This window comes from Rhizorhabdus phycosphaerae, from assembly GCF_011044255.1.
GTDB classification, from domain to species: Bacteria; Pseudomonadota; Alphaproteobacteria; order Sphingomonadales; family Sphingomonadaceae; genus Rhizorhabdus; species Rhizorhabdus phycosphaerae.
Window position 1 is genome coordinate 1,188,796 of sequence record NZ_CP049107.1, and the last position, 25,053, is coordinate 1,213,848.

At 64.6% G+C, this 25,053-nt stretch carries 25 protein-coding genes; 12 read left to right on the plus strand and 13 right to left on the minus strand.

Going from position 1 to position 25,053, the window contains the following annotated elements; all coding sequences use genetic code 11:
* Positions 1 to 22: 22 nt before the first annotated feature.
* Both G6P88_RS05450 and G6P88_RS05455 read left to right on the plus strand, forming a co-directional pair.
* Positions 23 to 1,207, plus strand: coding sequence for a class I SAM-dependent methyltransferase (locus tag G6P88_RS05450; protein WP_165322231.1), 1,185 nt, complete (start codon positions 23 to 25; stop codon positions 1,205 to 1,207).
* Between the two features lie 34 nt (positions 1,208 to 1,241).
* Positions 1,242 to 1,610: a hypothetical protein gene (locus G6P88_RS05455; protein WP_165322233.1), complete on the plus strand. Its 369-nt coding sequence runs from the start codon at positions 1,242 to 1,244 to the stop codon at positions 1,608 to 1,610.
* A gap of 37 nt (positions 1,611 to 1,647) precedes the next feature.
* On the opposite strand, the gene G6P88_RS05460 is transcribed toward G6P88_RS05455, so the two are convergent.
* The 3 genes from G6P88_RS05460 to G6P88_RS05470 form a co-directional block, all read right to left on the minus strand.
* Positions 1,648 to 2,397, minus strand: coding sequence for an SDR family NAD(P)-dependent oxidoreductase (locus G6P88_RS05460; RefSeq protein ID WP_165322235.1), 750 nt, complete (start codon positions 2,395 to 2,397; stop codon positions 1,648 to 1,650).
* A gap of 163 nt (positions 2,398 to 2,560) precedes the next feature.
* Positions 2,561 to 2,755, minus strand: coding sequence for a hypothetical protein (locus G6P88_RS05465; protein ID WP_165322237.1), 195 nt, complete (start codon positions 2,753 to 2,755; stop codon positions 2,561 to 2,563).
* Positions 2,756 to 3,090: 335 nt separating this feature from the next.
* Positions 3,091 to 4,758, minus strand: coding sequence for an MFS transporter (locus tag G6P88_RS05470; RefSeq protein WP_165322239.1), 1,668 nt, complete (start codon positions 4,756 to 4,758; stop codon positions 3,091 to 3,093).
* 196 nt (positions 4,759 to 4,954) lie between these two features.
* On the opposite strand from G6P88_RS05470, the gene G6P88_RS05475 reads away from it, so the two are divergent.
* The gene (locus tag G6P88_RS05475) at positions 4,955 to 5,485 is read left to right on the plus strand and encodes a PilZ domain-containing protein (protein ID WP_165322241.1); all 531 of its coding nucleotides are present in this window, start codon (positions 4,955 to 4,957) and stop codon (positions 5,483 to 5,485) included.
* 122 nt (positions 5,486 to 5,607) lie between these two features.
* On the plus strand, positions 5,608 to 5,958 hold the full coding sequence (locus tag G6P88_RS05480) for a PilZ domain-containing protein (RefSeq protein ID WP_165322242.1): 351 nt from the start codon (positions 5,608 to 5,610) through the stop codon (positions 5,956 to 5,958).
* 6 nt (positions 5,959 to 5,964) lie between these two features.
* Here the strand turns inward: G6P88_RS05480 and G6P88_RS05485 are convergent, their stop codons facing one another.
* The 4 genes from G6P88_RS05485 to G6P88_RS05500 are packed head-to-tail and all read right to left on the minus strand — an operon-like array spanning position 5,965 to position 9,532.
* Complete coding sequence (locus G6P88_RS05485; protein ID WP_165322243.1) at positions 5,965 to 6,663, minus strand: 2OG-Fe(II) oxygenase; 699 nt, start codon at positions 6,661 to 6,663, stop codon at positions 5,965 to 5,967.
* 27 nt (positions 6,664 to 6,690) lie between these two features.
* Positions 6,691 to 8,109: an amino acid permease gene (locus tag G6P88_RS05490; protein ID WP_165322244.1), complete on the minus strand. Its 1,419-nt coding sequence runs from the start codon at positions 8,107 to 8,109 to the stop codon at positions 6,691 to 6,693.
* The gene (pip, locus tag G6P88_RS05495; protein WP_165322245.1) at positions 8,106 to 9,068 is read right to left on the minus strand and encodes a prolyl aminopeptidase; all 963 of its coding nucleotides are present in this window, start codon (positions 9,066 to 9,068) and stop codon (positions 8,106 to 8,108) included. Before pip ends, G6P88_RS05490 begins: the two co-directional genes overlap by 4 nt.
* A complete protein-coding gene (locus G6P88_RS05500) occupies positions 9,065 to 9,532 on the minus strand; it encodes an Lrp/AsnC family transcriptional regulator (RefSeq protein ID WP_165322246.1) in 468 nt (155 codons plus the stop codon). Before G6P88_RS05500 ends, pip begins: the two co-directional genes overlap by 4 nt.
* 166 nt (positions 9,533 to 9,698) lie before the next feature.
* Between G6P88_RS05500 and G6P88_RS05505 the strand changes: the two genes are divergently transcribed.
* From G6P88_RS05505 to G6P88_RS05525, 5 genes are all read left to right on the plus strand, one after another.
* Positions 9,699 to 10,445, plus strand: coding sequence for a tryptophan 2,3-dioxygenase family protein (locus G6P88_RS05505; RefSeq protein WP_165322247.1), 747 nt, complete (start codon positions 9,699 to 9,701; stop codon positions 10,443 to 10,445).
* An 87-nt stretch (positions 10,446 to 10,532) separates the two neighbouring features.
* On the plus strand, positions 10,533 to 11,795 hold the full coding sequence (locus G6P88_RS05510; RefSeq protein ID WP_165322248.1) for a M24 family metallopeptidase: 1,263 nt from the start codon (positions 10,533 to 10,535) through the stop codon (positions 11,793 to 11,795).
* 31 nt (positions 11,796 to 11,826) lie between these two features.
* Entirely contained in the window at positions 11,827 to 12,795 is a 969-nt protein-coding gene (locus G6P88_RS05515) for a DMT family transporter (RefSeq protein ID WP_206335871.1), read from the plus strand.
* A 67-nt stretch (positions 12,796 to 12,862) separates the two neighbouring features.
* Positions 12,863 to 14,338: a CYTH and CHAD domain-containing protein gene (locus G6P88_RS05520; protein ID WP_165322249.1), complete on the plus strand. Its 1,476-nt coding sequence runs from the start codon at positions 12,863 to 12,865 to the stop codon at positions 14,336 to 14,338.
* 58 nt (positions 14,339 to 14,396) lie between these two features.
* Positions 14,397 to 15,992, plus strand: a complete 1,596-nt coding sequence (locus tag G6P88_RS05525) for an NAD(P)/FAD-dependent oxidoreductase (protein WP_165322250.1) — start codon at positions 14,397 to 14,399, stop codon at positions 15,990 to 15,992.
* A gap of 42 nt (positions 15,993 to 16,034) precedes the next feature.
* Here the strand turns inward: G6P88_RS05525 and G6P88_RS05530 are convergent, their stop codons facing one another.
* Complete coding sequence (locus G6P88_RS05530) at positions 16,035 to 17,033, minus strand: potassium channel family protein (RefSeq protein WP_165322251.1); 999 nt, start codon at positions 17,031 to 17,033, stop codon at positions 16,035 to 16,037.
* Between the two features lie 208 nt (positions 17,034 to 17,241).
* Here G6P88_RS05530 and G6P88_RS05535 point away from each other — a divergent pair, with 208 nt between their 5' ends.
* Positions 17,242 to 18,174 carry a DUF808 domain-containing protein gene (locus G6P88_RS05535; RefSeq protein WP_165322252.1) on the plus strand — a complete coding sequence of 311 codons (933 nt, stop codon included), beginning with the start codon at positions 17,242 to 17,244 and terminating at the stop codon, positions 18,172 to 18,174.
* Positions 18,175 to 18,301: 127 nt separating this feature from the next.
* Positions 18,302 to 18,709: a response regulator gene (locus G6P88_RS05540; protein WP_226946732.1), complete on the plus strand. Its 408-nt coding sequence runs from the start codon at positions 18,302 to 18,304 to the stop codon at positions 18,707 to 18,709.
* Positions 18,710 to 19,030: 321 nt separating this feature from the next.
* On the opposite strand, the gene G6P88_RS05545 is transcribed toward G6P88_RS05540, so the two are convergent.
* Both G6P88_RS05545 and G6P88_RS05550 read right to left on the minus strand, forming a co-directional pair.
* Positions 19,031 to 20,143, minus strand: coding sequence for a PQQ-dependent sugar dehydrogenase (locus tag G6P88_RS05545; protein ID WP_165322253.1), 1,113 nt, complete (start codon positions 20,141 to 20,143; stop codon positions 19,031 to 19,033).
* Between the two features lie 54 nt (positions 20,144 to 20,197).
* A complete protein-coding gene (locus tag G6P88_RS05550; RefSeq protein ID WP_165322254.1) occupies positions 20,198 to 20,632 on the minus strand; it encodes a hypothetical protein in 435 nt (144 codons plus the stop codon).
* Positions 20,633 to 20,772: 140 nt separating this feature from the next.
* Here G6P88_RS05550 and G6P88_RS05555 point away from each other — a divergent pair, with 140 nt between their 5' ends.
* Complete coding sequence (locus tag G6P88_RS05555; protein ID WP_206335872.1) at positions 20,773 to 21,465, plus strand: Npun_F0296 family exosortase-dependent surface protein; 693 nt, start codon at positions 20,773 to 20,775, stop codon at positions 21,463 to 21,465.
* A gap of 55 nt (positions 21,466 to 21,520) precedes the next feature.
* On the opposite strand, the gene G6P88_RS05560 is transcribed toward G6P88_RS05555, so the two are convergent.
* The 3 genes from G6P88_RS05560 to G6P88_RS05570 all read right to left on the minus strand — a co-directional run bounded on the left by G6P88_RS05560 (position 21,521) and on the right by G6P88_RS05570 (position 25,012).
* Entirely contained in the window at positions 21,521 to 23,347 is a 1,827-nt protein-coding gene (locus tag G6P88_RS05560; RefSeq protein ID WP_165322256.1) for a DUF885 domain-containing protein, read from the minus strand.
* Between the two features lie 81 nt (positions 23,348 to 23,428).
* Positions 23,429 to 24,211, minus strand: a complete 783-nt coding sequence (locus tag G6P88_RS05565) for a transglutaminase-like domain-containing protein (RefSeq protein WP_165322257.1) — start codon at positions 24,209 to 24,211, stop codon at positions 23,429 to 23,431.
* A gap of 153 nt (positions 24,212 to 24,364) precedes the next feature.
* A complete protein-coding gene (locus tag G6P88_RS05570) occupies positions 24,365 to 25,012 on the minus strand; it encodes a hypothetical protein (protein ID WP_165322258.1) in 648 nt (215 codons plus the stop codon).
* Positions 25,013 to 25,053: the final 41 nt, after the last annotated feature.

Genomic DNA, 25,053 nt, shown 5'->3' on the forward strand with positions numbered 1-25,053 from the left:
CACCCCGTGCGGAGACCCTGCCATGACCGAAGACATCGACCTGAAGACGCAGTACCGCCATGCCATGCTGCCGGAAACCAGCGCCGAAGAGTTCGCGCGCCAGGAGTTCGTGAAGAGCCTTAAATTTCACCTCGCGAGCCAGGTGTCGCCGGGCAACAAGGACGCCTTCGAAGCACGCGCCAAGCCCCGTTTCGAACGAACCGCCAAGCGCGCGCCGGAAACCATCCACGACGTGCGAAAGGCCATGGCCGAAGAACCCTATTTCAACTTCTGGAGCGCCCTCCAGCGCAACAGCCAGGAGATGATGTGGAAGTCGGTCCAGCTTTCGGTTGAGCGACAGCTTCCCGATCTGATCGAAGCCAGCCAGGCGGAGCTTCCCGACACCGGCGGCACCCTGCGCCTCGATCCGGCTCTTGAAACCCCGCGCTATCACAGCGCCGTCGACATCCACTGCATGCCGGGCGGCTATCATTCGGAGTTCACCACCGACGACGTCGCCAATGGCGCGACCTATGACCGGGCTGTCTACATCTATGCCATGGGACGGATGGGCCCGTTCAACTCGGACATCGGCGACACGACGATCGCCTGGATCAAGGCCAATCATCCCGATTTCCGCCCGCGCCGCATCCTCGACATGGGCTGCTCGGTCGGCCACTCGACCCTGCCTTATTGCGATGCCTTCCCAGAGGCGGAAGTCTACGGCATCGACGTCGGCGCGCCGATGCTCCGCTATGCTCATGCTCGCGCCCGCACGCTCGGCAAGACCGTCCATTTCAGCCAGCAAAATGCGGAATCGACCGACTTCCCCGACGGTCATTTCGACCTGATCGTAAGCCACATCCTCGTCCATGAGACGAGCCATGTCGCGATCCGTCGGATCATGCGCGAGGCCAACCGCCTGCTCGCGCCGGGCGGGCTCGTTGTCCATGCGGAAACGCCGCCCTACCGCGACCTGCCGCTCTACGACGCCTTCATGCTCGACTGGGACACGCGCAACAACAACGAGCCATATTGGGGCGCCAGCCACGAACTGAAAGCCGCCGAGGTCGCAGCCGAAACCGGCTTCGACCCGGCGCTCGCCTTCGAAGCCTATCAGCCGAGCGCCTTCGAAGCTGAGGAGGCGCGCCGCACCCGGGTCTTCCAGGGCGGCGACTTCGGCGGTGGTGGCGCGTGGTGGGTATGGGGCGTCCGCAAGGCCGCCTGATCCCCGCCCTCACCCAGCATCCACGGAGCACGACATGACCGATACCACCATCGAACTGCGCAAGAAGGCCAAGGGCGAGCGGCCGCAATATTTCCAGGATCCGGCGATAGACAAGGTCCTGGCGATCACCATGGCCCTCGCCGGGGAAGTCGCGGTGATGCACGACCAGATCGATACGATGCAGCGCCTCATGGAAAAGGGCGCCCCGGTGACGCGGGCCGATATCGCCGCCTACATTCCCGACGTGGACGTCCGGGAGGAACGCGACGCCTGGCGCCAGACCTTCCTCGCCAATGTCCTGCGGATCGTCCATCAGGAGCGCGAAGAGCTCGCGCTCGAGGCCGGCAAGCTCGCCGAAAGCTATGACGCTGCAGTCGAGCTCGTGACGTCCGAAGCCGCCTGACTTCTGGAACGGGGTGGCCACGGCCACCCCGCATCCTTCAGGCCATGAACACCCCACCGTTGACGTGGATATTCTGCCCGTTGACGAAGCTCGACGCATCGCTGGCGAGAAACAGTGCGACGCTCGCCACTTCCGCTGCGGTGCCCATGCGCTTGGCCAAGGTGCCCTTGACCAGTTCCGCAAGCTGCTCCTCGCTATAGCCGCCGCGCGGCTGCGCCGTGTCGATCACTCCAGGCGAGATGCAGTTCACCCGCACACCATGGTCAGCGAGTTCCATCGCCAGGGTGCGGGTCAGCGCGATGATGCCGCCCTTTGAGCTGGTATAGGCCGAGGAATTCGGCCAGCCCTGCGCAGCGAGCGACGCCATGTTGACGATCGAGCCGCTTCGACCAGCCTCGATCATATAGCGACCGAACGCCTGCGCCATGAAGCAACTGGCCTTGAGATTGGTATCTAGCGTACGGTCCCAGGTCTCGGACGACATCTCCAGCAAGGATGCTCGGGGATAAATGCCGGCATTGTTGACCAGATGGTCGAGCCGCCCCAGGCCCTGCACCGCCTCCGCGACCAATGCCGCATGCGTGGCGCAGTCGGCGACATCGCCCTGGATCAGCACGGCCTCTCTGCCTGCCGCGCGGACGACCGACGCGACCTCCTCGGCAGCCTCCCGATCGTCATAATAGTTGATGGCGACATCCGCGCCCGCTTCCGCGAACGCTATCGCTATCGCCCGGCCAATGCCCTGCTGGGCACCCGTAACCAGAACCGCCTGACCCTCTAGCTTCATGAGCCGCTCCCTTCTGAAGAGGAGAGAAGCTAAGCAGTGATCATCACTCTGTACACAGAAAAGGCGGCATTCAGGGCAGAACTGCGTGATATTTGAATCAATGACGCTGGTTTGGATACCATATCGAGATTTCGATGCCGATCACCGCCTGAAGGGCAAGGCGTCACGCGCGCTGCTCTCCGGCCTGCCAGCGAACAGACTGGCGCCTGGCTTCCAGCTCGATCAGCGTCGCTTCCCGTTCCAGACTGGATGCGACGTCCTGCAGCTGTTGCCGCTCACCCTCGGTGAAGGCGTTGTTCGCCAGGATTCGCGCCTTCTCCGCTTCGCGTCGGAGCTGATGAATATCCGTGATGGGCACTTCAGAATCTCTGCTTGCTGTTACCGAAAACGCCCTGTTGTCCAAGGCTTATAGCGGCGAAGCTGAACAATGGGTGACCAAAGTGGCGAGTTTACCTTTGTTTACCGCCGTTGTTGGCCAATACTGATATTGGGACTGTTGAAGGACCTCCAACGGTTCCAGGGCGATGATAGAAATAAACGATTCAAAACTGACGCATTATGCGCAGCGCATCGAGCGTGCTCGTCTTGCCGCAGAGCAGGCACAGAGCGAGACCGCGCGTCTTCTTCATTTGAAGATACTGGAGATGTACGAGCGCGAGGCAGCTCTTCTGCGATCGAAGAGCTGAATAGATTTCACGCTGCGGGGTCGTTCATCCGCGCATCCATAGTAACGGGATCATGACGCCGCGCATGAGGCAGCGAGCCGGTCTGCCGCTCGATCATCCGATGGACCCGGATCGGAATGTCTGCCTGCTGCAGGCCGGACAGCAGGGCGCTATTTTCTGCATCGGCCTGCGTCCGACGCTGGTTGTGCCGGATATAGTCGTACCAGGTGGCGACATGGTAGCGCTCGACCCAGAGCTGCGGTTCGTTGAGATCGCGCAGCAGCGACCAGCCGCGCGCGCCGTCCCGCCTTCTTATCCGCCGCCGTTCGGTCATCGCCGCGAGAAATGGTGCGATGTCGCCGTCGGCGATGCGATACTCGATCGTCACCACAACCGGGCCGCTGCGTGGTTCGATCGGCAAGGCGACATCCGGCTCGCGCCACTGGCTCAACGGATCGAGATTGACGTTTTCGACCTGCGGCAGCGGCGACAAGATGCCGAACAAAAGCACCACACCCTGCCCGCCCGCTGCCAGCAGCAGGCTGAGCATCACCCCATGTTGCTCTGCGATCAGCCCAAGCAGCCATGCCCCGACCGCCATGCCGCCGAAAGCCATCATCTGATAGACCGACAGAGCCCGCGCCACGACCCAGCGCGGCGAGGCAAGCTGGACCGAGATGTTGAAGGTCGACAGCGCCAGAACCCAGCTCGCCCCGCTGAGCATGAGCGCAGCGAAGGTCAGCGGGAGCATTCCGCTCACCGCCGTAACGGCGGTACCTATGGCGAGCCCGACCGAGGCTATCCGGGCGATCGTCTCGGTCGACGCATGACTGCGCAGATAGCCCGAACCCAGCCCGCCGAACACCGCGCCGACACCGAAGGCGCCGAGCAGCGAACCGAAGGTCAGCGCTCCGCCCTGAACGAGGTCGCGGGCGATCAGCGGCATCAGGGCGGAGACCGCATTGGCCGTAAGCCCGAACAGGGTGGCGCGCATGACCACCACCCGCAGATTTGGCGACATTGCGACATAGCGGAGCCCCGCTCCCATCGCGACCAACAGGCCCTCCGGCGGCAGCACCCGTTCCGCCACGGGGCGACGCCAGCGCAGCAGGACGACGATCAGGCCCAGATAGGACAGGCTGTTGATAAGGAAGGTAGCCGCTGCGCCCGCCGCTGCTACGATCGCACCGCCCAGCGCCGGCCCCGCCGTCCGAGCCAGGTTGAACGCGGTCGAATTGAGCGCCACGGCTTTGGGCAGCAGCGCCCTTGGAACGATGTCACCTACGGTCGCCTGCCAGGCCGGTCCGGCCATCGCAGTCCCGCACCCGATCAGGAAGGTGAAGCCCAGCAAGAGCCACGGATCGAGCCAGCCCCGCCACGCAAAAAAGGCGAGCAGCGCCGACAGGGCCAGCATCGCCCCTTGGGCAACGAGCATCACCTTGCGCCGGTCGAGATTGTCCGCAACCGCGCCCGCCAGCAGCGACAGCAGCATGAAGGGCAGCACCGTCGATGTCTGGACGAGCGCGATCATCTTGGGCGAACCCGACAGCGACGTCATCATCCACGCCGCCCCGACCGACTGGATCAACCCGCCGAAATTGGACGCCATGGAAGACAGCCAGATCGCCCGGAAGATCGGTATGCGCAGCGGCGAGGAGGACTGCGTCTCGACGTCGGCGGCTGGGTCGGCACTCATATGTGCAGCAATGCCGCAGCCGGCATCCGCTGCCAATAGCAAGGCTTCCGACGTCCGACAGATGGGCGTCGGTGCACCTGCCTTCTCGCTTTCCAGCTAGGGGAAACACCCGAGTCGGCGCAAAACCGGGGATAAACTAGTTTCATATGGCGACATCGGGGGCTGGCGCCTTAACCTCGCCGACCCAGGGAGCCCTATGAACAGCTTCGACTCCTTTCCTGCCGAGCGTCGTCAGAAACGCCGTGTCGCCATCCATCAGCAGGCGCGGCTTCGCATGACGCTCGACGGCGCCCGCCCTGATGGGGATTGCATCGATGGCATTACGCTCACCGATATTTCCCAGGAAGGGCTGATGGCATCCAATGCCGGCGGCCTCGTCCCCGGCGCGCAGATCATACTCGAGGTTCCACTGGTCGGATGGCGCGAAGCCGAGGTCATGTGGATCGCCGATAACCGCGCCGGATGTCGCTTTGGCAGCCCCCTGAGTATCGAGGAACTGGGCATGGCGGCCGCGAGCAGCCATCGCCTGGCGGTGGAATGCCCCGCCCTCGCCTCGGCCATCGCCGATATAGTGAAGGTCGACGCCGCCGATCGGCCAGCCGTCGATCATCCCGAAGAGGTGGGCGCTCTTATCCCCGTGCAACGGCGCCCTGCGCAACGATGGGCCGTCTGGATATTGATGTCGGGACTGCTGGTCGCCGCCCTCGCGGCGCTGGCGCTGATGTGAGCCATAAGTTGAAAAAGCGTTAGCGCGCCATTCACCAGTTACACTAACCCGCTGCTACCGGGCGGGAGCTACCTCCTTACATGCCGCCATGGCTTTCGGGCGGCGCGTAAGGAATGCGTACCATGTCTTTAGCCACCGCTCTGGGGTTCCGAGGACGGCCTGACGCGCGACAGGATGCGCGTACCAGGGTTTATCTGAAGGCGACCCTGCTGGCCAATGGCAGACCAATGCCGATCCACATACTGGATCTGTCGCGCAAGGGCGCACTCGTTCATGCCGACGATCCGCCAGACCCCGGCGAGATCGTGTGGGTCGTGTGCAAGGGCAACGAGCTGCTCGGCCGCACCGCCTGGGTCAAGGGCAGCCGCTTCGGCCTCGCCTTCGATTCGGGTCTCCCCTCGGCGAAGCTCGACATCTTGCTGACGGAAGGCAGGCGGGCCCTTGCTTCGGCGGAGCCGATGGGATTTCGCTGAGCCCGTTCAGGCGGCGTCGTGGAAGATTATGCCCAGGCAGGATCGGCACCCGCTTTCGACGGTAGTGACTCCATGCCGCATATTCGCCCGATAATACCCCCTGCTTCCGGCGACGGGGCGATGTGAAACAGCGAAGACTACGCCGTCCCCCTGCCGCAGCGCGACGCTCTCCACGCGCGATTGCATCCGCGGGCGTTGCTCGGTCAGAATGAACTGGCCGCCGGTAAAATGCTCTTCGGGCTGCGACAGCAGGATTGCGACCTGCAGTGGAAAGCTTTCCGCGCCATAGACGTCCTGATGGAGACGATTGAAATCGCCCGCCGCATAGCGGAGGAGCAGCGGCGTCGGTCGATCCTGCCCCATGGCCCGACAGCGTTCCAGATAAGCCTCATGTTCCGCCGGATAGCGCTCGCCCCGCCCCTCGGCAGCGGCCCAGCCATTGGCCACGGGTGCCAGCTGGCGATACAGCGCGGTTCGCAGGGCCGCGATGGCGGACGGGAGCGGATAGGCGAAATATCGATACTCGCCCCTGCCGAAGCCGTGCCGCTCCATCGTCACCGTCGAACGGAAAAGCCGCCCCTCGTCGTACAGGGCCGCAAGCGCAATGCAGTGCGCCGGATCGAGCAGTTTCGGCAACCTCGCCCAACCGCGCGCATCGAGCGTCTTCGCTATTGCATGCCAGTCATAGCCGGTCGGATCGTCCATGCGGCTATGACTGGCAGATGGTTCGGCTCAGGCGCTTCCCGCTTCTTGCTCGCCACGCGCGAGAAGGCTGTGGTGACGCGCGTAGACGAGATAGATCAGCAGCCCCACCGCGTTCCAGGCAAGGCACCAGAGCAGGGTCTGCAGCGGCAGGCTGATGAACAGGTAAAGGCATCCCAGCACCGCTCCGAGGCCCACCAATTGCCCGGCCGGGGTTCGGAACGGGCGCTTCAGGTCCGGGCTACGGCGACGCAGGACGATCAGGCAGGCGCCCACGGCCATGAACGCGATCAGCGTCCCCGCATTGGCCAGCGCGGCGATCTCGCCGATCGGCAGCAGCCCCGCGAGAACGGCGACGAGGATCGCCGTTGCGGTGGTGATGCGCGCCGGGGTTCCCCGCTTCGATATCTTGGCGAGCGAGGCGGGCAGGAAACCATCCCGCGCCATGGCCAGGAAGATCCGACTCTGCCCGTAGAGGAAGGCCAGCAGCACTGTCGGCAGCGCGATGACCGCCGCGGTTGCAACCGTGCGGGCAACGCCGGGGCGGCCAAGCTCGCGCAAGATGAGGGCAAGCGGCTCGGGGCTGTCGGCGAAGCCCTTGAACGGAACCGCCCCGATCGCGGCAGCGGCCACCAGGACGTAGATCACCGTGCAGGCCAGCATCGACCCCACGATCCCGATCGCGAGATCGCGCTCGGGGCGCTTGGTCTCCTCGGCCGCGGTCGATATCGCGTCGAAGCCGTAGAAGGCGAAGAAGATGATCGCTGCGGCCGCCATCACGCCGCGCTGGATGCCATCGGGCCCGGGCGATGCCCCGAAACCATAGGGCATGAAGGGCGTGAGGTTGGCCGCATCGAACTGCGGCAGGGCTACGGCGACGAACAGTGACAATGTCGCGATCTTGACGATGACCAATATGGTGTTGACCCGCGCACTCTCATGCGTGCCCAGCAGCAGCAGTCCCGTCACCACGGCAATGATGAAGATGGCCGGCAGATTGATGATGCCACCCATTTCCGGCCCCTGGGTCAGGGCCATGGGAAATCCCAATCCTCCCAGCAGCGGAGAGGCATAGCCAGACCAGCCGACCGCGACGGTCGACACGACCAGCGAATATTCGAGGATCAGGCTCCATCCGACGACCCAGGCGAAAATCTCGCCGAGGGCAGAGTAGCTGTAGCTATAGGCGCTGCCCGAGGCGGGAAGCATGGCCGCCAGTTCGGCATAGGCCAGCGCGGCGCAGGCGCAGACCGCGCCCGCTATGCCGAAGGACAGCAGGACCGAAGGGCCCGCCCGGTCCGCGCCGACACCGATCAGCGTCAGGATTCCGGTTCCCACGATCGCGCCGACACCGAGCGCGACGAGATGCGGCCATGACAATGTCGGTGGCAGCCGATCCGCGCGCGGTGCTCCCCCGCCGATCGGCTTGCGCCGCAGAAAAGCGTTCATTCCCTCTCCTTGTTCGCGAAGCCGTCGGTTGCCCTGATCAGCTTGTCCAATATGCCCGGCTCCGAATAGGCATGTCCGGCGCCCTCGACGAGATGGAAATCCGCGTCGGACCAGGCCTTGTGCAGCGCCCATGCGTAGCGCGCGGGACAGGGCATATCGTAGCGGCCATGGACGATCAGACCCGGAATGCCCCGCAACCGTCCCGCATCGCGCAGCAGCTGACCCGGCTCGAGCCAGCAATCATTGTGAAAATAATGGTTCTCGATCCGGGCAAAGGCGATCGCGAAATGATCGTCGCCATGCTGCGCGTCGAGCGCCGGACTGGGCATAAGCGTGATCGTCTGCCCTTCCCACCGGCTCCAGGCACGTGCCGCTTTCAGCTGTTCGACGGGATCGTCGCCGGTGAGCCGGCGATTATAGGCCGCGACCAGATCGCCCCGCTCCTGTTCGGGAATAGGCGCGAGGAAGCCCTCCCACTTGTCCGGGAACATCTGCGAGACGCCCAGCTGATAATACCAGCGTATTTCCTCCGGCGTGGCCGTATACACCCCGCGCAGGACGAGCTCGCTGACGCGCGCGGGAAATCGCTGCGCATAAGCGAGGGCTAGCGTGGAGCCCCAGCTGCCGCCGAACACCATCCACCGATCGACCCCGACCATGATCCGCAGCCGTTCGATGTCCTCGACGAGATGCCAGGTCGTATTGGCGTGCAGGCTGGCATGGGGGGTCGATCGACCGCAGCCGCGCTGGTCGAACAACAGCACGTCATAACGTTCGGGGTCGAACAGCCTGCGATGGTCGGACGAGCAGCCCGAACCAGGTCCGCCGTGCAGGAACACCGCCGGCTTCCCGCCCCGGGTGCCGACCCGCTCGAAATAGATATTATGCCCGTCACCGACGTCGAGCAGCCCCGTCTCATAAGGCTCTATCTCGGGATAGAGTCCGCGCAGATCGCTCATCTTTTTCTCGCCGCGTTGGCCGCCAGCGAACCGGCGGTCTTGATCTCGCGCATCGCGATGGTGGTGGTGAAGCGCTCCACGCCCGGAAGCCGCCAGAGCTCGGATCTCAGGAATTCGTCGAGGTCGGTCATGTCGCGGGCCAGGATGTGCGCCAGATAATCGGTATCGCCGACGGTCGCATGGCAGGACAGGATCATCGGATGGGCCCGCACGGCCTTCTCGAACTCGGCATGCTTGTCGAACCGCACGCTGATCCTGACAAACGCCGCCGTTCCCAGGCCGAGCGCAGCAGCGTCGAGCGCGGCATGATAGCCCCGGATCGCGCCCGCCTGCTCGAGCGCCTGGACGCGTTTCCAGCACGGTGTCTTGGACAGACCGACCATCTCGCCCAGGCTCGAGAAAGACAGCCTTGCATCGCCCTCCAGCGCCGCCAGCAGACGATGATCAACCTGATCCAGGGCCATTTCGATCCAATCTTCGAATCACCGGTTCGAGAGGACGGTAGGTGGCCGAGCGGCGCATTGAAAGCACCATCGTTCTCCAGCCCGCGAAATGAAGGAGGATTATGCGGACAATGTCCCGGACCTCGGATGCTACACTGGCGTGGCTACCGGATGAGGGGACGATGCGATGGACCGCGAGAAATATTATGCGCTCATGCAGGCGCCCGAGGCGCTCGATTACGAACTTTATCTGAAGACCGGTTCACTGCTGGCCTGCCAGAAGCCCTTCGACGAACTGTGCAATCGCGACGAGCTTCAGTTTCAGGTCGTCCATCAGGTCGAGGAGCTCTGGATGAAGCTCATGGCCTACACGCTGCTGGACGTGGACGACTATCTCAAGGCGGGCGAAACGCACCGCGTGGTCACACTGCTCGGGCGCTGCCACCGGATCATGCGGCTGATGACCGACCAGCTCGACCTGCTGGAAACCATGTCACCCAAGGAATATCAGGAAATACGTCTGCAGCTCGGCAATGGCAGCGGGCAGGAATCCCCGGGCTTCCGCATCCTGCTCAAGTTGGTGCCCGAGCTATGGCGCAGCTTCGAGCAGCGCTACCTGGTCGCCGAGGGGCGCACGGTCCGCTCGATCTATGATGAGGATTATCGCCACGACGCCGCCTATGCGGTGGCGGAGGCGCTGATCGAGTTCGACGAACTGTTCGGCAAGTTCCGCTGGCACCATCTTTTCCTAATCCACCGGTCGATCGGCATGGGCGCGGCGTCGCTGAAGGGTCGCTCGGTCGACCTGCTGCAGGCCGGCGCGAAGCACCGCTTCTTCCCCGAGCTGTGGGACGTGCGGGTCGCCATGACCGATGATTGGGGTGGCCAATATGGCCGGGTCCGCGACAGCATAGGCCATAGCGAAGCACCCTGACGCTGCGCCGCTGCAGCGGAGGCGCCGCGCGCCCTCGCCTTGATCCTCGTGGCTCGCTATGACCGCTGTGTTTTCAAGGGGGTAAGCATGCAGCTGCGCGCCAATCGTCGTCAATTCCTGTTCGGATCCGGGCTGCTTGGCCTGTCTTCGATGGTCACCCTCCCCGCCTGGGCGAAAGATGCAGCCAAGGGTCTGGCGCCGATGACCGGCAATGTGAGGCCGATCCAGCCGGAGGAGCATCGCGCCCGTCTCGCCAAGGCGCAGCGTCTCATGCAGGCCCAGGGCATCGGCGCGATCCTCGTAGAAGCCGGATCCTCGCTGCTCTACTTCACCGGGATCGACTGGTGGCGAAGCGAAAGGCTGACCGCCGCCCTAATCCCGGCCGATGGCGATATCCTCGTCGTCACCCCCGCCTTCGAGGAGCCATCAATCCGCGAGAGCCTGGCCGTGCCGGCGGACGTGCGCGTGTGGCAGGAAGATGAAAGCCCCAGCGCCCTCATCGCCGGCTTCCTGCGCGAGCGGAAGCTCGACAAGGCGACTATCGGAGTTGAGGAAACGGTCCGCTTCTTCGCGGTAAACGGCCTGCGGCAGGCCTCGCCCGACGTGCAGATCGTCTCCGCCAATCCGGTCGTGCGCGGTTGCCGCATGATCAAGTCGCCGGCCGAGGTCGCCCTGATGCAGTTGGCCGCCGATGTGCAGGTCGCCGCCTATCGCCACATCGCTCCCCAGATCGAACGCGGTATGAGCCAGCAGGATCTGCGCACGATGCTCCTCGCGACGGTGCGCGCGCTGGGCGCCACTGCCGATGAGGGGCTGGTGTTGATCGGCGAGTCCAGCGCCTATCCGCATGGATCGGCCACGCCGCGCCGCGTCGCCGACGGGGAGATCATCCTGTTCGACGCCGGGCTGAGTATCCATGGCTATCAGGCCGACATTTCACGGACCATGGTCTTCGGCAGCCCCGCCGACAAGCGGCAGCGCCTTTTGTTCGATCAGGTGCGCAGCGGTCAGGAGATCGCGATGCAGGCCGCAAATGTCGGCGCGCCCGCCGGTTCGGTCGACGACGCCGTGCGGCGCCATTATGAAAAGCTCGGCTATGGCCCGGGCTATAAGCTGCCGGGCACCTCGCATCGCACGGGCCATGGCATCGGCATGGACGTCCACGAGCCGGTCAACCTCGTTCATGGCGAGACCACCCCGCTCGCTCCCGGCATGTGCTTCTCGAACGAGCCCGGCATCTACATACCGGGGGCCTTCGGTGTCAGGATCGAGGATTGCTTCTACATGACCCCGGACGGGCCTCGCTGGTTCTCCAGACCGCCGGCATCGATCGACGATCCTTTCGCATGATGGCGAAGCGCCAGCCGGCACGTTCCGCGCCTTGATCGCCGGTTCTACCCTCACCGGCACGCTCTATGGCGTTGCCGCGGGTGCGCTATGGGGTCTCGTTTTCGTCGCGCCGGAATTCTGTGGCGATTTCGGCCCGCTCCAGCAATCGGTAGCGCGCTACCTTTTCTATGGTGGGATCGCATTGCTGCTGATCGCACCGCGCTGGAACCGGCTCCGCCCGCATCTCGGCCGCCACGAATGGTTCGGCCTGCTGTGGCTCGCGCTTGCCGGCAATGTCGTCTATTATGTCTTGCTGGCTTCCGCCGTGCAGATGGCCGGCATCGCGCTGAGTTCGCTGGTCGTCGGCTTCCTGCCCGTGACGATCACCATCATCGGCAGCCGCGACAAAGGTGCGGTTCCCCTGACACGCCTCATCCCTTCGCTTCTGCTCTGCGTCGCGGGCGCCGCCTGCATCGGCTGGGAAGCGATGCTTCCGGCCGATGGCGCGGCAGGCGCCACACGTCTGCTCGGGCTACTCGCCGCCATCGGCGCGCTCTTGTCGTGGACCTGCTTTGCGGTAGGCAATGCCCGCTGGCTGAACCGGCTCGAGCATGTCAGCGAGCATGACTGGTCGCTGCTCACGGGCGTCGTCACCGGCGGCATCGCCCTGCTCATGGTGCCGCTGTTGCCACTGCTCGAAGACACGTCGCATGACGCCTCTTCATGGATGCGCCTCGCCCTCGTGTCCGCCGGCATCGCCATCTTCGCGTCGATCATCGGCAATGCCCTGTGGAACCGGATGAGCCGCCTTCTCCCGCTCACCCTCGTCGGCCAGATGATCCTGTTCGAGACCCTGTTCGCGATCATCTATGCCTGTCTGTGGGAAGGGCGGCTTCCGACGCTGCCCGAAACTGCCGCTTTCCTGCTGCTGGTGATGGGCGTTCTGGCCTGCCTCGCCGCGCATCGACCGCGCCCCGGAAAGCGCGGCGAAGCACTCGCTGCCGCGCATCCGCCGCTTTGATCGATAGCAATGCCATGACAATCGGCCGCGCGCTTGGTACAAGGCGACGGTATAAGGGGTCCCGCACATGACCGGCACGGCCTTCGAGCTCGAGCTCAAGCTCGAATGCGAAATCTCGGACTGCGACACACTGGTCGATCGTGGCTCTCCCATCCCGGTCGCCGTCTGGGGCAGGCAGCATTTGCGCGCGACCTATTTCGACACGCCGGAGCGAAGGCTCGCGAGCGAGGGTTTCGTGCTGCGCATCCGCTCGGAGGACGGCGACCTCGTCCAGACGGTGAAGGCCGCCTCAGGACCGTCGACCGGACTGTTCGCCCGCGGCGAATGGGAAAAGGCTCTTGCCGAACACCAGCTGTCGCTGGGGGAGGACGCCGGTCCGATCGGCACGCTGTTCGGACCCGATGTTATCGAGCGCATAGGCCCCTTGTTCACCACCGACGTGGATCGCCGTGTCGGCCGGTGCGATCAGCTCGGTGCGCGCATCGAAATAGCGTGCGACAGCGGCGCCGTTTTGGCGGGCGAGCGTGAGCTGCCGCTGTGCGAGATCGAACTGGAGCTCGTCGAGGGCGATGCGTCCGCCTTGTTCACCCTCGCCCGAGCGATCGCTGAGCGCTGCAAGGTGCGGCTCGGCGTGGAATCCAAATCGGATCGCGGCTTTCGGCTGATCGACCACAAGCTGGACGGTGCCGTCCGGGCCGATCCGGTCAGGCTGTCCCGAGACATGACGCCGTCCGAGGCCTTCGCGGCGATCGCGGCGTCCTGCCTCCGCCAATATCGACTCAACGAGAGCCGCTTCCTCGCACAGGGTGCGGCAGGGCCTGTCCATCAGGCACGTATTGCGCTCAGGCGCCTGCGCAGTGCTTTCTGGATTTTCTCGCCCCTGCTGCGTGACGACCCGCGAACTGCGCAGTTCATCGAGGACCTGCGGTGGCTCACGGCGCAATGGAGCCCGCTGCGCGAGATCGACGTGCTGCTGCCCCGACTGGGCGAAGCGGAGCGCATGCGCCTGACGGCCATCAGGGCGGAGGCCGTCGCGACACTGGGCGAAACCCTCGACAGCGCCCGCGCGCGTCTTCTGCCGCTGGAGCTGGTGGAATGGCTTACGGTGGGCGGCTGGCGCTCGGGCGAAGCCGGATCCGTGTCGGGCGCACTCCCCGTCTTCGCCGCCGAACGGCTCGACAGGCTGCGCAAGCGCATCAAGCGCCGAGGCAAGTCCCTCGCCAAGCATGGCCCGGAAGAGCTCCACCAGTTGCGCAAGGACGCCAAGAAACTCCGCTATGCGACGGAGTTCTTCGTTGCCCTCTACCCAGGCCGCAAGGCGCGGACCCGGATGGAGGACATGCTCTCCGCGCTGGAGGACATTCAGGACCTTCTGGGCGAACTGAACGACGAGACCGATGCCGGTCATCTGGCCGCGCAATGGAACATCCCCTGGGCGGAGGTCGTCAGGCGTCCCGGATGGCGCCGCAAGCGCCTGTCCCGCGCCCGGAAGAATGTGACCCGGCTGCTCGATGTCAAGCGCTTCTGGCGATCCGCCGACTGACGCCGCCTCTGCCCCCTCCGCCGTTGCCGTGACGCCGCAGGCCACGTAAAGGCGCAGCATGCTCCGCATATCCGAACTGAAGCTGCCGCTGGACCATCCGGCCGAAGCGCTGCCCGCTGCGATCCTCCAACGGCTCGGCATTGCGCCGGACGAAATGCTCGGCTGGACCATTGCCCGGCGCGCCAACGACGCTCGCCGCAAGTCCGCCATTCAGATGGTCTATTCGGTCGACGTGACCCTGACCGATGAAGTGGCCGTGCTTGCCCGCTTCGCCGGAGACAGCCATGTCCGCCCGACCCCGGACACCGACTATCGTCCGGTCCGACAGGCCCCGGCGAATGCGCCCCGCCCGGTGGTGATCGGCGCTGGCCCCTGTGGCCTCTTCGCCGGTCTTATCCTCGCGCAGATGGGTTACCGCCCGATCATCCTCGAGCGCGGCAAGATCGTCCGCGAACGGACCAAGGATACCTGGGGTCTGTGGCGACGGAGCGTGCTGACGCCGGAATCGAACGTCCAGTTCGGCGAAGGTGGGGCGGGGACATTTTCCGACGGAAAGCTGTACAGCCAGATCAAGGATCCGCGCCATCTCGGCCGCAAGGTCCTGACGGAGTTCGTTAAAGCCGGCGCCCCCGAGGAGATCCTGACCGAGGCGCACCCGCATATCGGCACTTTCCGGCTCGTCTCGATGGTCGAGAATATGCGTGCCACGATAGAAGACCTCGGCGGCGAATATCGGTTCGGTGAGCGGGTCGTCGACTTCGATATCAAAGACGGCCAGTTGCAGGGCCTGCATCTCGACGGTGGCGAATATCTTGCCACGCGCCACGTCGTCCTCGCGGTGGGGCACAGCTCGCGCGACACGTTCGAGGCGCTTTACGAGCGCGGCGTCCATATCGAAGCCAAGCCCTTCTCGATCGGTGTCCGCATCGAACATCCGCAGAGCTGGATCGACAGAGCCCGCTTCGGCACCTGCGCGGGGCACCCTGACCTGGGTGCAGCCGCCTATGCCCTCTCCCACCACTGCTCCAACGGCCGCACCGTCTACAGCTTCTGCATGTGCCCCGGCGGCCGCGTGGTCGCCGCAACCTCCGAGGTCGGCCGCGTGGTGACAAACGGGATGAGCCAATATTCGCGCAAGGAGTTCAACGCCAACTCCGGCCTCGTCGTCGGCATCTCACCCGAGCGGGACTATCCCGGCCATCCGCTCGCCGGCATCGCGTTGCAGCGCCGGCTCGAGGAAATGGCCTTTGTCGCCGGCGGCTCCAACTATGACGCGCCCGGCCAGAAGGTCGGCGACCTGCTGGCGCAACGGCCGTCGACCGAGTTCGGCGAAGTCCTCCCATCCTACAAGCCGGGCGTGAAGCTGACCGACCTGTCGGAGTGCCTGCCCGATTTCGTGATCGAGGCCTTTCGCGAGGCGCTGCCGATATTCGGCCGGCAGATCGCGCGCTACGATCATCCCGATGCCATCATGACGGGCGTTGAGACGCGTACGTCCAGCCCGATCCGGATCACGAGAGGCAAGGACTTCCAGAGCCTCAATGTCGCCGGACTTTTCCCCGCCGGTGAGGGCGCTGGCTATGCCGGCGGCATCCTGTCGGCCGCGGTCGATGGGATCAAGGTCGCGGAAGCGGTCGCCATGGCCATCGCCTGAATCAGGCTTTCGGCGCTTCCGGCGCGAGCGGCGCGGCGGACGTCATCTGCCGGCAGCACCGTCGTAGCGCGGACCGGTCCGGGGGACGACCTCGACGATCTGGTCTCCGCTCTGCAACTGGGCCGTCTCCGGTTCCCAGAAACCGAAGGCTCGATCATCGCGGTAAATCCGCAGGCCGAGGCCGGTACCGATCCCGGACAGCGGCTGGCCGATCTCGCTTCCTTCGACAGCCCGCTCACGCAGGGTGACGCGCCCGTCGGCATTGGCCAGGTCCGCCATATAATCGGCGATATGGGGACCATGGGTCGATCCGGCCAACAGCAGGCCGGCGAAGCTTGCGGGATTGATCACGGTCCCGGCGCCCGCCTGCCGTGCCAGCGCCTCATTGTCCTCCGACCGGATCACGACGCTGATCGGCACATCCGGGGCGAGCCCGCGCGCCGTCAGCACGATCAGGATCGAGGTATCGTCGCGGCCCGCCGAGACGATGATCGAGCGGGCCCGCTGCACGTGAACCGCCTCGAGCGTCGCATTGCGCGTGGCGTCCCCGTCGAGGATGTTCACGCCCTTGCTCTCGGCGGCTCTCAGGCTGCTGCCATTCTGATCGATCACCACGATCGCCGAAGGGTCCGTGCCGCGCCGGATGAGCTCGCTGACCGCCTCGGCCCCGCTCGTACCGTAGCCCGCAACGACGACATGGTTGTGCAAGCCCCGCTGAATCAGGTTCATCCGCCATCTCTCCCAGACTTGCTTGAACAGAAACTCATAGGCCGTTCCAAGAAAGATCAGCCAAACGAACAAGCGGATCGGCGTCACCACGAAGGTGTCGAACAGACGCGCCTGCTGGGTGACGGGTACGATGTCGCCATAGCCCACCGTCGTGATCGTGATCATCGTGAAATAGAGCACGTCGGGAAAGCTGATCACGCCGTCCACATTGTCGCGCAGCCCATCCCGGTCGATCCAATGGCCCACAAGCGCGATGGCCAGAAGCAGGAAGGCGATGAGGACGCGGAGGAGCAGCGACACCCAGACAGGCATCGTCGACCGCCGCCGGAGCGTCGTCGCTTGTCCGGAATCTCGCGAACGGCGCTGCACCTTGCCGGCTTTAGAGCGTTTCAAGGGTCGACGCAAAGACGGGACGAGTGTTGCAAGCGGGAACGAAAGGACGGGTGAGGCGATCAGGGGACTGGTGCGCCTCTCGATTGGCTCTAAGGATGCCCGGCGAAGGCAGAGTGAAAGGACGAACATGGCTTCGGGGTTGGTTGCGCTGCTCGACGATATCGCTGGACTGACGAAGCTCGCTGCCGCCTCGCTCGACGACGTCGGCGCCGCTGCGGGTAAGGCGGGATCGAAAGCTGTCGGCGTGGTGGTCGACGATGCCGCGGTCACGCCAAGCTACGTCACCGGCCTCTCACCGAAGCGGGAATTGCCGATCATCGGCAAGATCGCGGTCGGATCGCTGCGGAATAAGCTGCTCATCCTGCTACCGGTCGCGCTGCTGCTCAGCCGTTTCGCCCCTTGGGCGATAACCCCGCTTCTCATGCTGGGCGGCGCCTATCTGTGCTTCGAAGGCGCGGAGAAGGTTATCGAAGCCATCAAGGGCGGACATGAAGACGAAGACCGGCTCGCGACTATCGATGCCGAAACCTTGGAGAAACAGCAGGTTTCGGGCGCGATCCGAACCGACCTGATCCTCTCTGCAGAAATCATGGCGATCGCGCTGGCCGAGGTGGCGTCGCTGCCGATCCTGACCATGGCCGCCGTCCTGGCTGCGGTAGGCATCGCCATCACGGTGGGCGTCTATGGCGTGGTCGCCGTGATCGTGAAGATGGACGATATCGGCCTGCACCTCGCGAAGTCGCCCGCCACACATCGGCTGGGATGCACTCTCGTCAAGGCGATGCCGGTGATCATGCGCTGGCTGTCGATCATCGGTACTGCGGCCATGATCTGGGTCGGCGGAGGCATCCTCGTCCATGGGCTGGAGACCTTCGGCGTGGAAGCGCCCGCTCACATGATCCACCATGTGGCTTCGGTCGGCGCGGCTGCCCTGCCTGCGGTAGCCGGTGCGGTGGGCTGGCTTTTGTCAGCTGCGGGCTCCGGGCTGGTGGGGTTCGCGGTGGGCGCGCTCATCGCTGGCGCCCTCCACGCTTTGCCCCGACCGGGCAAGAAGGGCTAATCGACCGGTACCAATAAATGTTTGCGGTGAAGGGCCTACGTCCCTTGCGATGTCCGCAATGACACTGAGTCGATTTCCCTAGCGTAATGGTTTATCCACAGGCTTCCATTTGTTGTGGAAGAGTAAGTTGCGAAACCTGCGTACCGAGGCGGCCTCCGGCCGTCCGCCCGTTATTCTCGTCGTCGACGACGAAGCGATCGTCCGCCTGCTTGCGGTGGAAGCGATCGAGGAGGCCGGCTACACGGCGGTCCAGGCCGAAGATGCCGAGGATGCTCTGCGCCTGCTCGACGCGCGGCAAATCGACGCCATCTTCACCGACATCCGGATGCCCGGGCCGATGGATGGGCTGGCGTTGGCCGCCCATGTCAGGGCGCGCTGCCCGGACATGCCGATCCTGCTGACGTCGGGCCATCGCCAGGAGGATTGTGCTTCGGCGACGGCAGGCGTGCTGTTCCTGCAAAAACCCTATCGCGCGGCGACGCTGATCGCCACATTGGCCGCCCTGCTCGACGCCCGATCGACCGTATCACGATAGGGCGCTTCGGCTGCACCGAGCGCGAAGCGAGTATTTAGGGGCGGCGTTGTTACGGCAACGCTTAGGACTGCCGTCGGTGGAGCCAAAAAGTCCCCCATGATCCTCGCCTCCGTGAACAGGCTCTCGCCGGACCACAGCCCGACGGGTGCTTATGCAGCCATGATCTCGCTCGCGATGATGGCTCCAATTTGCTATGGAGTCAGCAGGGCATAATTCCGCGCACTTGGGGGCGGCTTGTGCTTGAGCGTGCCCCGCCCCGCCATCCTCCAGGGCGGGGCGTCACCGCTCTCCTTATCTCCGGTAGCACTGCCTCTTCGAAAATCAGCCTAGCGGGACCAGTCGCAACAGCTTCGCGTCTTTGCCGTCTTCGAGCACATATAGCGCTCCGTCCGGGGCCTCGGCGATTGCACGGATGCGCTCGCCCATCGCGTAGCGGGCGACCTCCGCCGAACGTTCCATGCCCAGGTCGACGACGACGATCATCTTGCCCGACAGGGCGCTGATGATCGCCTTGCCCCGCCAGTTCGGGAACAGCTTGCCCTTGTAAATCGCCATGTCGGAGGGCGAGATGGAGGGGTTCCAGCTCACTCGCGGCGCCTCGAGGTCGGGCCGGGTGGGATGATCCGGAATGGGGCGCCCATCATAATGGTCGCCGTTGGATACCAGTGGCCAGCCATAGTTGCGGCCGGGCAAGACAACATTGATCTCGTCGCCACCCTTGGGTCCCATCTCGACCTCCCAAAGGCGTCCCTCGGCATCGAAATCCAGCCCCAGCGGGTTGCGATGCCCATAGCTCCACACGGCCGCGTCGAAGCCTTGCGTCGCCAGCGGGTTGCCGGCAGCCGGCTTTCCGTCGCGGTTCAGCCGCAGGACTTTGCCGAGCGTCGCCTTGGGGTCCTGCGCGGGCGTGAATTTCTGCCTCTCCCCCAGCGAGAGAAAAAGATGGCCCTGGGCATCGAAGGCGATACGCCCGGCATAGTGACCGCCCGTCATCAAGGGCTTCGCCTTGAACAGAACCACCGGATCAAGAAGCCGGTTGCCTTCCAGCCTGGCGCGGAGGAGTTCGATCCCATTGGGCGTGCCCGCAGAGGAATAAGTGAAATAGATCAGGCCATTGCGCGCAAAGCCTGGATCGACGGCAATCGCGCCGAGCGCGCCCTGCCCGTCGGAATTCACCGACGGCACTCCGCTGATCTCGGATCGGCGGCGCCCGTCGCTCGACAGCAGCAGCAGCCGGCCCGCCTTTTCCGTCACGAGAAGGCGCCCGTCGGGAAGAAAGGCCATCCCCCAGGGCTTGTCGAACCGCGCAATTTCCTGCGCTTTAAAGGGTTTGTCGGCAAATGGACGTTCGGTGGTTATCGCCGCCTGATCGGCATAAGCAGGGAAGGCGAGCGTGGAACAGACCAGCCCCGCCAGTAGAAACAGCTTCTGCATCGGAAAGCCTCCTGTCGCGACAGACAACCCTCGACCCGGCATAGGGTTGCCGACTCAGCGCTTCATTGCATCCGGCTTCAACACCGACGACTTGCGCTTCTCGTCGGCGGGCGGGACATTGGTGATGGTCGCCGCATATTCCGCGAACAGTACCAGCAGCCAGATCTCCACGCCCCGCCACTGCCCGCTGAAGATGCTCGATCCTACGTCGAGCAGCAGCATGACGAGGGCCAGCATCCGGAACCAGCGCATGCTGAACGCCGGGATGTCGGCGCGCATCGACGCGGTGAACATCATGAACAGGCTGAACAGCCCAGCGATGATCTGCGACGTGAGCGAGGTGGCGATCCGCAGCTGGTCGAGCGCGGTGATGAACCAGAACAGGCGCGATACGGCATATTGAGATTGCCGGGTCACCTGGCAGAATTTCACGATCGGCGGGACGAAGAGGGTCTTGCCGATCCAGACGTCGAGATCGATCAGGGTCATATCCGGCCTATAGCAGGAGTTGACCACGCTGCCACCCGCCGCTCGATCGCTCCCTCTATCGCCACGCCCCGCTTGATGCTACGCCTCTGGCGTCGTGCGGTGGAGTTCGCATGGTGGGGGTTATGTTGCGTATGTTCAGAATGGCCGTCCTGGCACTTGCAGCCTTTATCGCCCACACGTCGGCCGAGGCTGCGATCACTCTATCGGTATCCGCGCCCGGTTCGGCATCGGCAGGGCTGTCCGGCTACAGCTTCGGCGTCGCCAACCTCGACGCGCTGTCCAACGGGCCGACCTCGTTCAACTTCGTCGGAACATCGATCACCGGCGCGACCACCGAGGGGTTCATCAACATCGGTTCGGCCAATGTCTATGGCGGCGCGAATGGTACAGGGCAGTTCGGCACCATCAACGGCAGCCCCGCGACGATCCAGCTGTCGCAGTCGGTAAACTATTTCGGCCTGTGGGGTTCGGCCCTGGACGGCAACAACACCGTTGCCCTGTATAATGATGACAACCTGCTGGGCAGCTACTCGCTCCAGTCGGTGCTGCAGGGCGATCCGACGTTCAGCAACAGCTACTATGGGAACCCCTTCGGCGGCGGCAATGGCGGCGAGCTTTATGCCTTCTTCAACTTCGCCAGCGACAGCGCCTTCAATCGAATCCAGCTCATCCAGAATGGGGGCGGCGGGTTCGAGTTCGACAATCTGACGGTCGGCACCGCCGTCGTCAGCACCGCACCCGAGCCGGCCAGCTGGGCGATGTTCATCCTCGGCTTCGGGCTGATCGGCCAATGCCTGCGCCGCCGCCGCTCGGCGTCGGCAGCCCTCGCCTGAGCCCGCGCCGCAACGGCGAAGGGCTCAGGCTGATCCAGGCCCCCCGCTTTCCCCGTCAGCGCGCCAGGCCGGCCTGACTCCGGCGGTCCACCAGCTGCTCCATGACCGTCAGCGGCATCGCGCCGTTCTTGAGGACGTCGTGGAACTGACGGATGTCGAAGCGGTCGCCCAGCAGCTTCTCCGCCTTTTCCCGCGCCCGCACCCAGGCCATGTGCCCGACCTTGTACGAACAGGCCTGGCCGGGCTGGGTGCAATAACGCTCGACTTCACGCTGTGACCGTGGTGCCGCGAAACCGGTCGTTTCCACCATATAGGCGGTTGCCCTGTCGCGATCCCAGCGCTTCGTGTGGATCCCCGTGTCGACGACCAGGCGGGCCGCTCGGAACAAGAAGGACTGGAGATAACCGGCGCGCTCCACCGGGTCGGCATAGCCGCCGAGCTCATCGGCGAGCTGTTCGGCATAGAGCGCCCATCCCTCGCTATAGGCACCGAAGAAACTGATCTTGCGCAGCGTCGGAATGTCCTTCGATTCCTGGGCAAGACTGATCTGCAGATGGTGGCCTGGCACACCCTCATGGTAGGTCAGCGCAGGAAGCGTATATTTCGGCCAGTCGCCGACATCCTTCAGGTTGATGAAATAGATGGCAGGACGGGAGCCATCGAGGGTCGCGCGCTTGTAATAGCCGTTGGATGCGCCGTCCTGTATCTCCACCGGCACCGCGCGGATCTCCAGCGCCGCCGTCGGCACATGTGAGAAATAGCGACCGAGCTTCGCATACATGCCTTGTACGCCCTCGTTGAGCGATGCGATCAGGGCCGCGCGCCCGGCAGCGTCATTGGCGTAGAGCTGTTTCGGATCCTTGTTGAGGGCCGTCAGGCGTTCGCCGACCCCGCCCTGGGTAAAGCCTTGCGATTTGAGGATCGCGTCGAGCTCCGCGCTGATCTCCGCCACCTGTTCGAGGCCCATGCGGTGAACCTCGTCGGGGGAGAAGCTGGTGGTCGTCGCCTGTGCCAATGCGGCCGCATAGAGTGCCTCCCCGTCCGGAAGGCGCCAGACGCCCGCACCGGGGCGCGTCGTCCGCCGCAAGTCGGTCATCAAGGCGATCTGGCGATCAAGCGCCGGGTAGATGCGCTGCTCCACCAGACGGGCCGCGACGGTCGCGAAATCGCCCTCGATGCCCTTTTCGGTCGCCCGGCGCTGGAGGGAGCGAACGAGCGGACTCTGGTCCGCAGGCACGTCACGCAGCTTGCGAAGCTGCCCGAGCGTGAGGTCCACCGAGAAATCCGGCGCGGTGAAACCCCGCTCGGACCGCGCGCGCTGGACTTGAGTGTCCACGTCGAGAACGGGACCGAAGGCGTCGAGGCGCGCCAGATAGGCTTCGCAATCTGTGCGATCCGCGATCACATGCGCGTCGTTGAGGAAGTCGGGAACGCTGAAATAGGCCCCGCCCTGCTGGAATATCCGATAGGGCCGGATGACGCTGTCGATGCCAAAGCGCTCAGGCGCGACCGTGGCATTGCGCAGGGAATAGAGGACGATCTCGCGATTGAGCGCTGCGGCTTCGGACAGATTTGCGGCAGGAAAGGCTTCCAGCTGGGCCAGGCGCCGCTTCGTACGCGCCAGGTCGCGACGCATCTCTTCGTCGCTATTGTCGTCGAGGCGGCGCTTCGCACCGGCGCGGGCCCCCTTGTCGAAACCCAGCGCAGTGCAGAATTCCGGCGAGCTGTCGAGCGCCTCGACGAAAATCTCGTCGAACAGGGCATTCAGCTTCGCGTCGTCTGCCGCGGCGGGGCCTGCGGTGGCGGCAGACGCGCCACCAGAGCGGAGCCCAGCGATGACGGCAGCGACGCCAGCCGAAGCGATGAACCTACGACGATCCATGAGATATCCTCTCCGAAAACACTGTGCTGACAATAGTGTAGAGAGGGGAACGCCGCTTTGCCAGTCGTCGGCAAGCGGTTCTCATGGATCGAGGCGGACCACCGAAACGCGTTGTTCGACCAGTTCGGCGCTGCCGAAGACGGTCATGAAGGCGATGTCTGTCGCGTCCCGCCCGACGGCGATACGAGCAAGACCGTCGAGCGGGGCAAGGCCGGTCGGATCGACGAGATACCACTCGCCCGCCAGCCAGATTTCGACGACCGCGTGAAAATCCGGCGGGTCCAGATCCAGCGCATAGGCAGAGACGACCCGTGCCGGCACGCCTGCTGCCCGCGCAAAGGCAGTGAGGAGGTGCGCGAAGTCCCTGCACACGCCGCGACGGGACACGAAGGCGTCGACCGCCGTCGTCGTCCCGTCACTCGAGCCGATGCTATAGTCCATATGCTCGCGCACCCAGTCGGCCATGGCGACGATCTTCGCTCCATGCGGATCGCCGGGGAACTGGCGGTCGACGAAAGCCTCGAAACGATCGGATTCGCAGTAGCGGCTGGGCCACAGATAGGGGATCACGCCGGGCGGCAGATCCCGGCGGGGCGTAATGGGCAACGCCTCGATCGGAGATGCGCGCCGGAACAGCTCGACTTCTGCCGTGTATAGCGCTTCGACGGCGCCTTCGACCCGCATCCAGGTGCGCCGCCCGATCCCTTCCTCTCCCGCTATGGGGCGAAGTTCACCGCTTCCCGAAACGGTCAGCAAATCCGTGATCAGCCGCTGATCCTCCATCTGCGCGACTTCTATCGCCAGCAGCACATCCGCAGGCTCCGTGAAATTGTAGCGAAGATGGGACTCGATCCCGATGCGCATGAAGCCTCCGACGTGGGAATATGGCGTCAGGACAACGGACAGCGCCCAAAGTTCCGTGGCGTTAGAGCATTTTCAAGGTGATCGGATGCGGTCGAAGGCTCGGAAAATGCGGCGTCGAGAACATGGAGCTCATTCACCCATGGTGAAAGTGCTCTAGCAGATCACGGCCAGTCCGTGGACGGCGGCCGCCATCCGTCGGCGGTCCTCCTCGCCGGCTACGCCACCGGTGCGTCGGGCCGCCAGGAGGCGATCGAGCCAAAGCGGGCCAAACTCGAAATGATGGTCGATGCACAGGCTCTCGACAGCGCGGCGTATGTCGCGACCGCAGGCGTCCAGGCTCGCCAGACGGCGATTGAGCGCAGCTTCCAGCTGGGCCGCGCGATCGCTTTCAACCTCCACCGGTCTGCCTACCACCCCTCGGCCCACAAGCTCCCGATACAAGCCGCCGCTCGGCGCCAGGGCTGCATAATGGACCCAGTAGAGCTTGAACAAAGTACGCCCGGCGTCGCGCAGCGTCTCTGCGGGGTGCACATGATGCTCGAGCAAGCCGGCGAGAAAGGCTCGGCCGACCGCATCGACCGCCTGACCATGGTCGCGCCCGCGCGCCAGACCGGCGGCGGCTTCCTCGGCCTGCCCCATCCGCCAGAGTCGGGCGGTGGCCGGATCGAGCTCCCCTGCCCTGCGCGCACGGTGAAGCCGGAGCTCGGCCGTGCCGGCGTCGATGCGCGGCGCGGCGCCCCCCTTCAGTCGGCCGCTCGCCGTACGCAGGCCCGCCTGTCTTTTCCGTCCCGGCCTTCCCATGTCGCATCTCCCATTTGACGAAGAACTTGCACAATTCGATT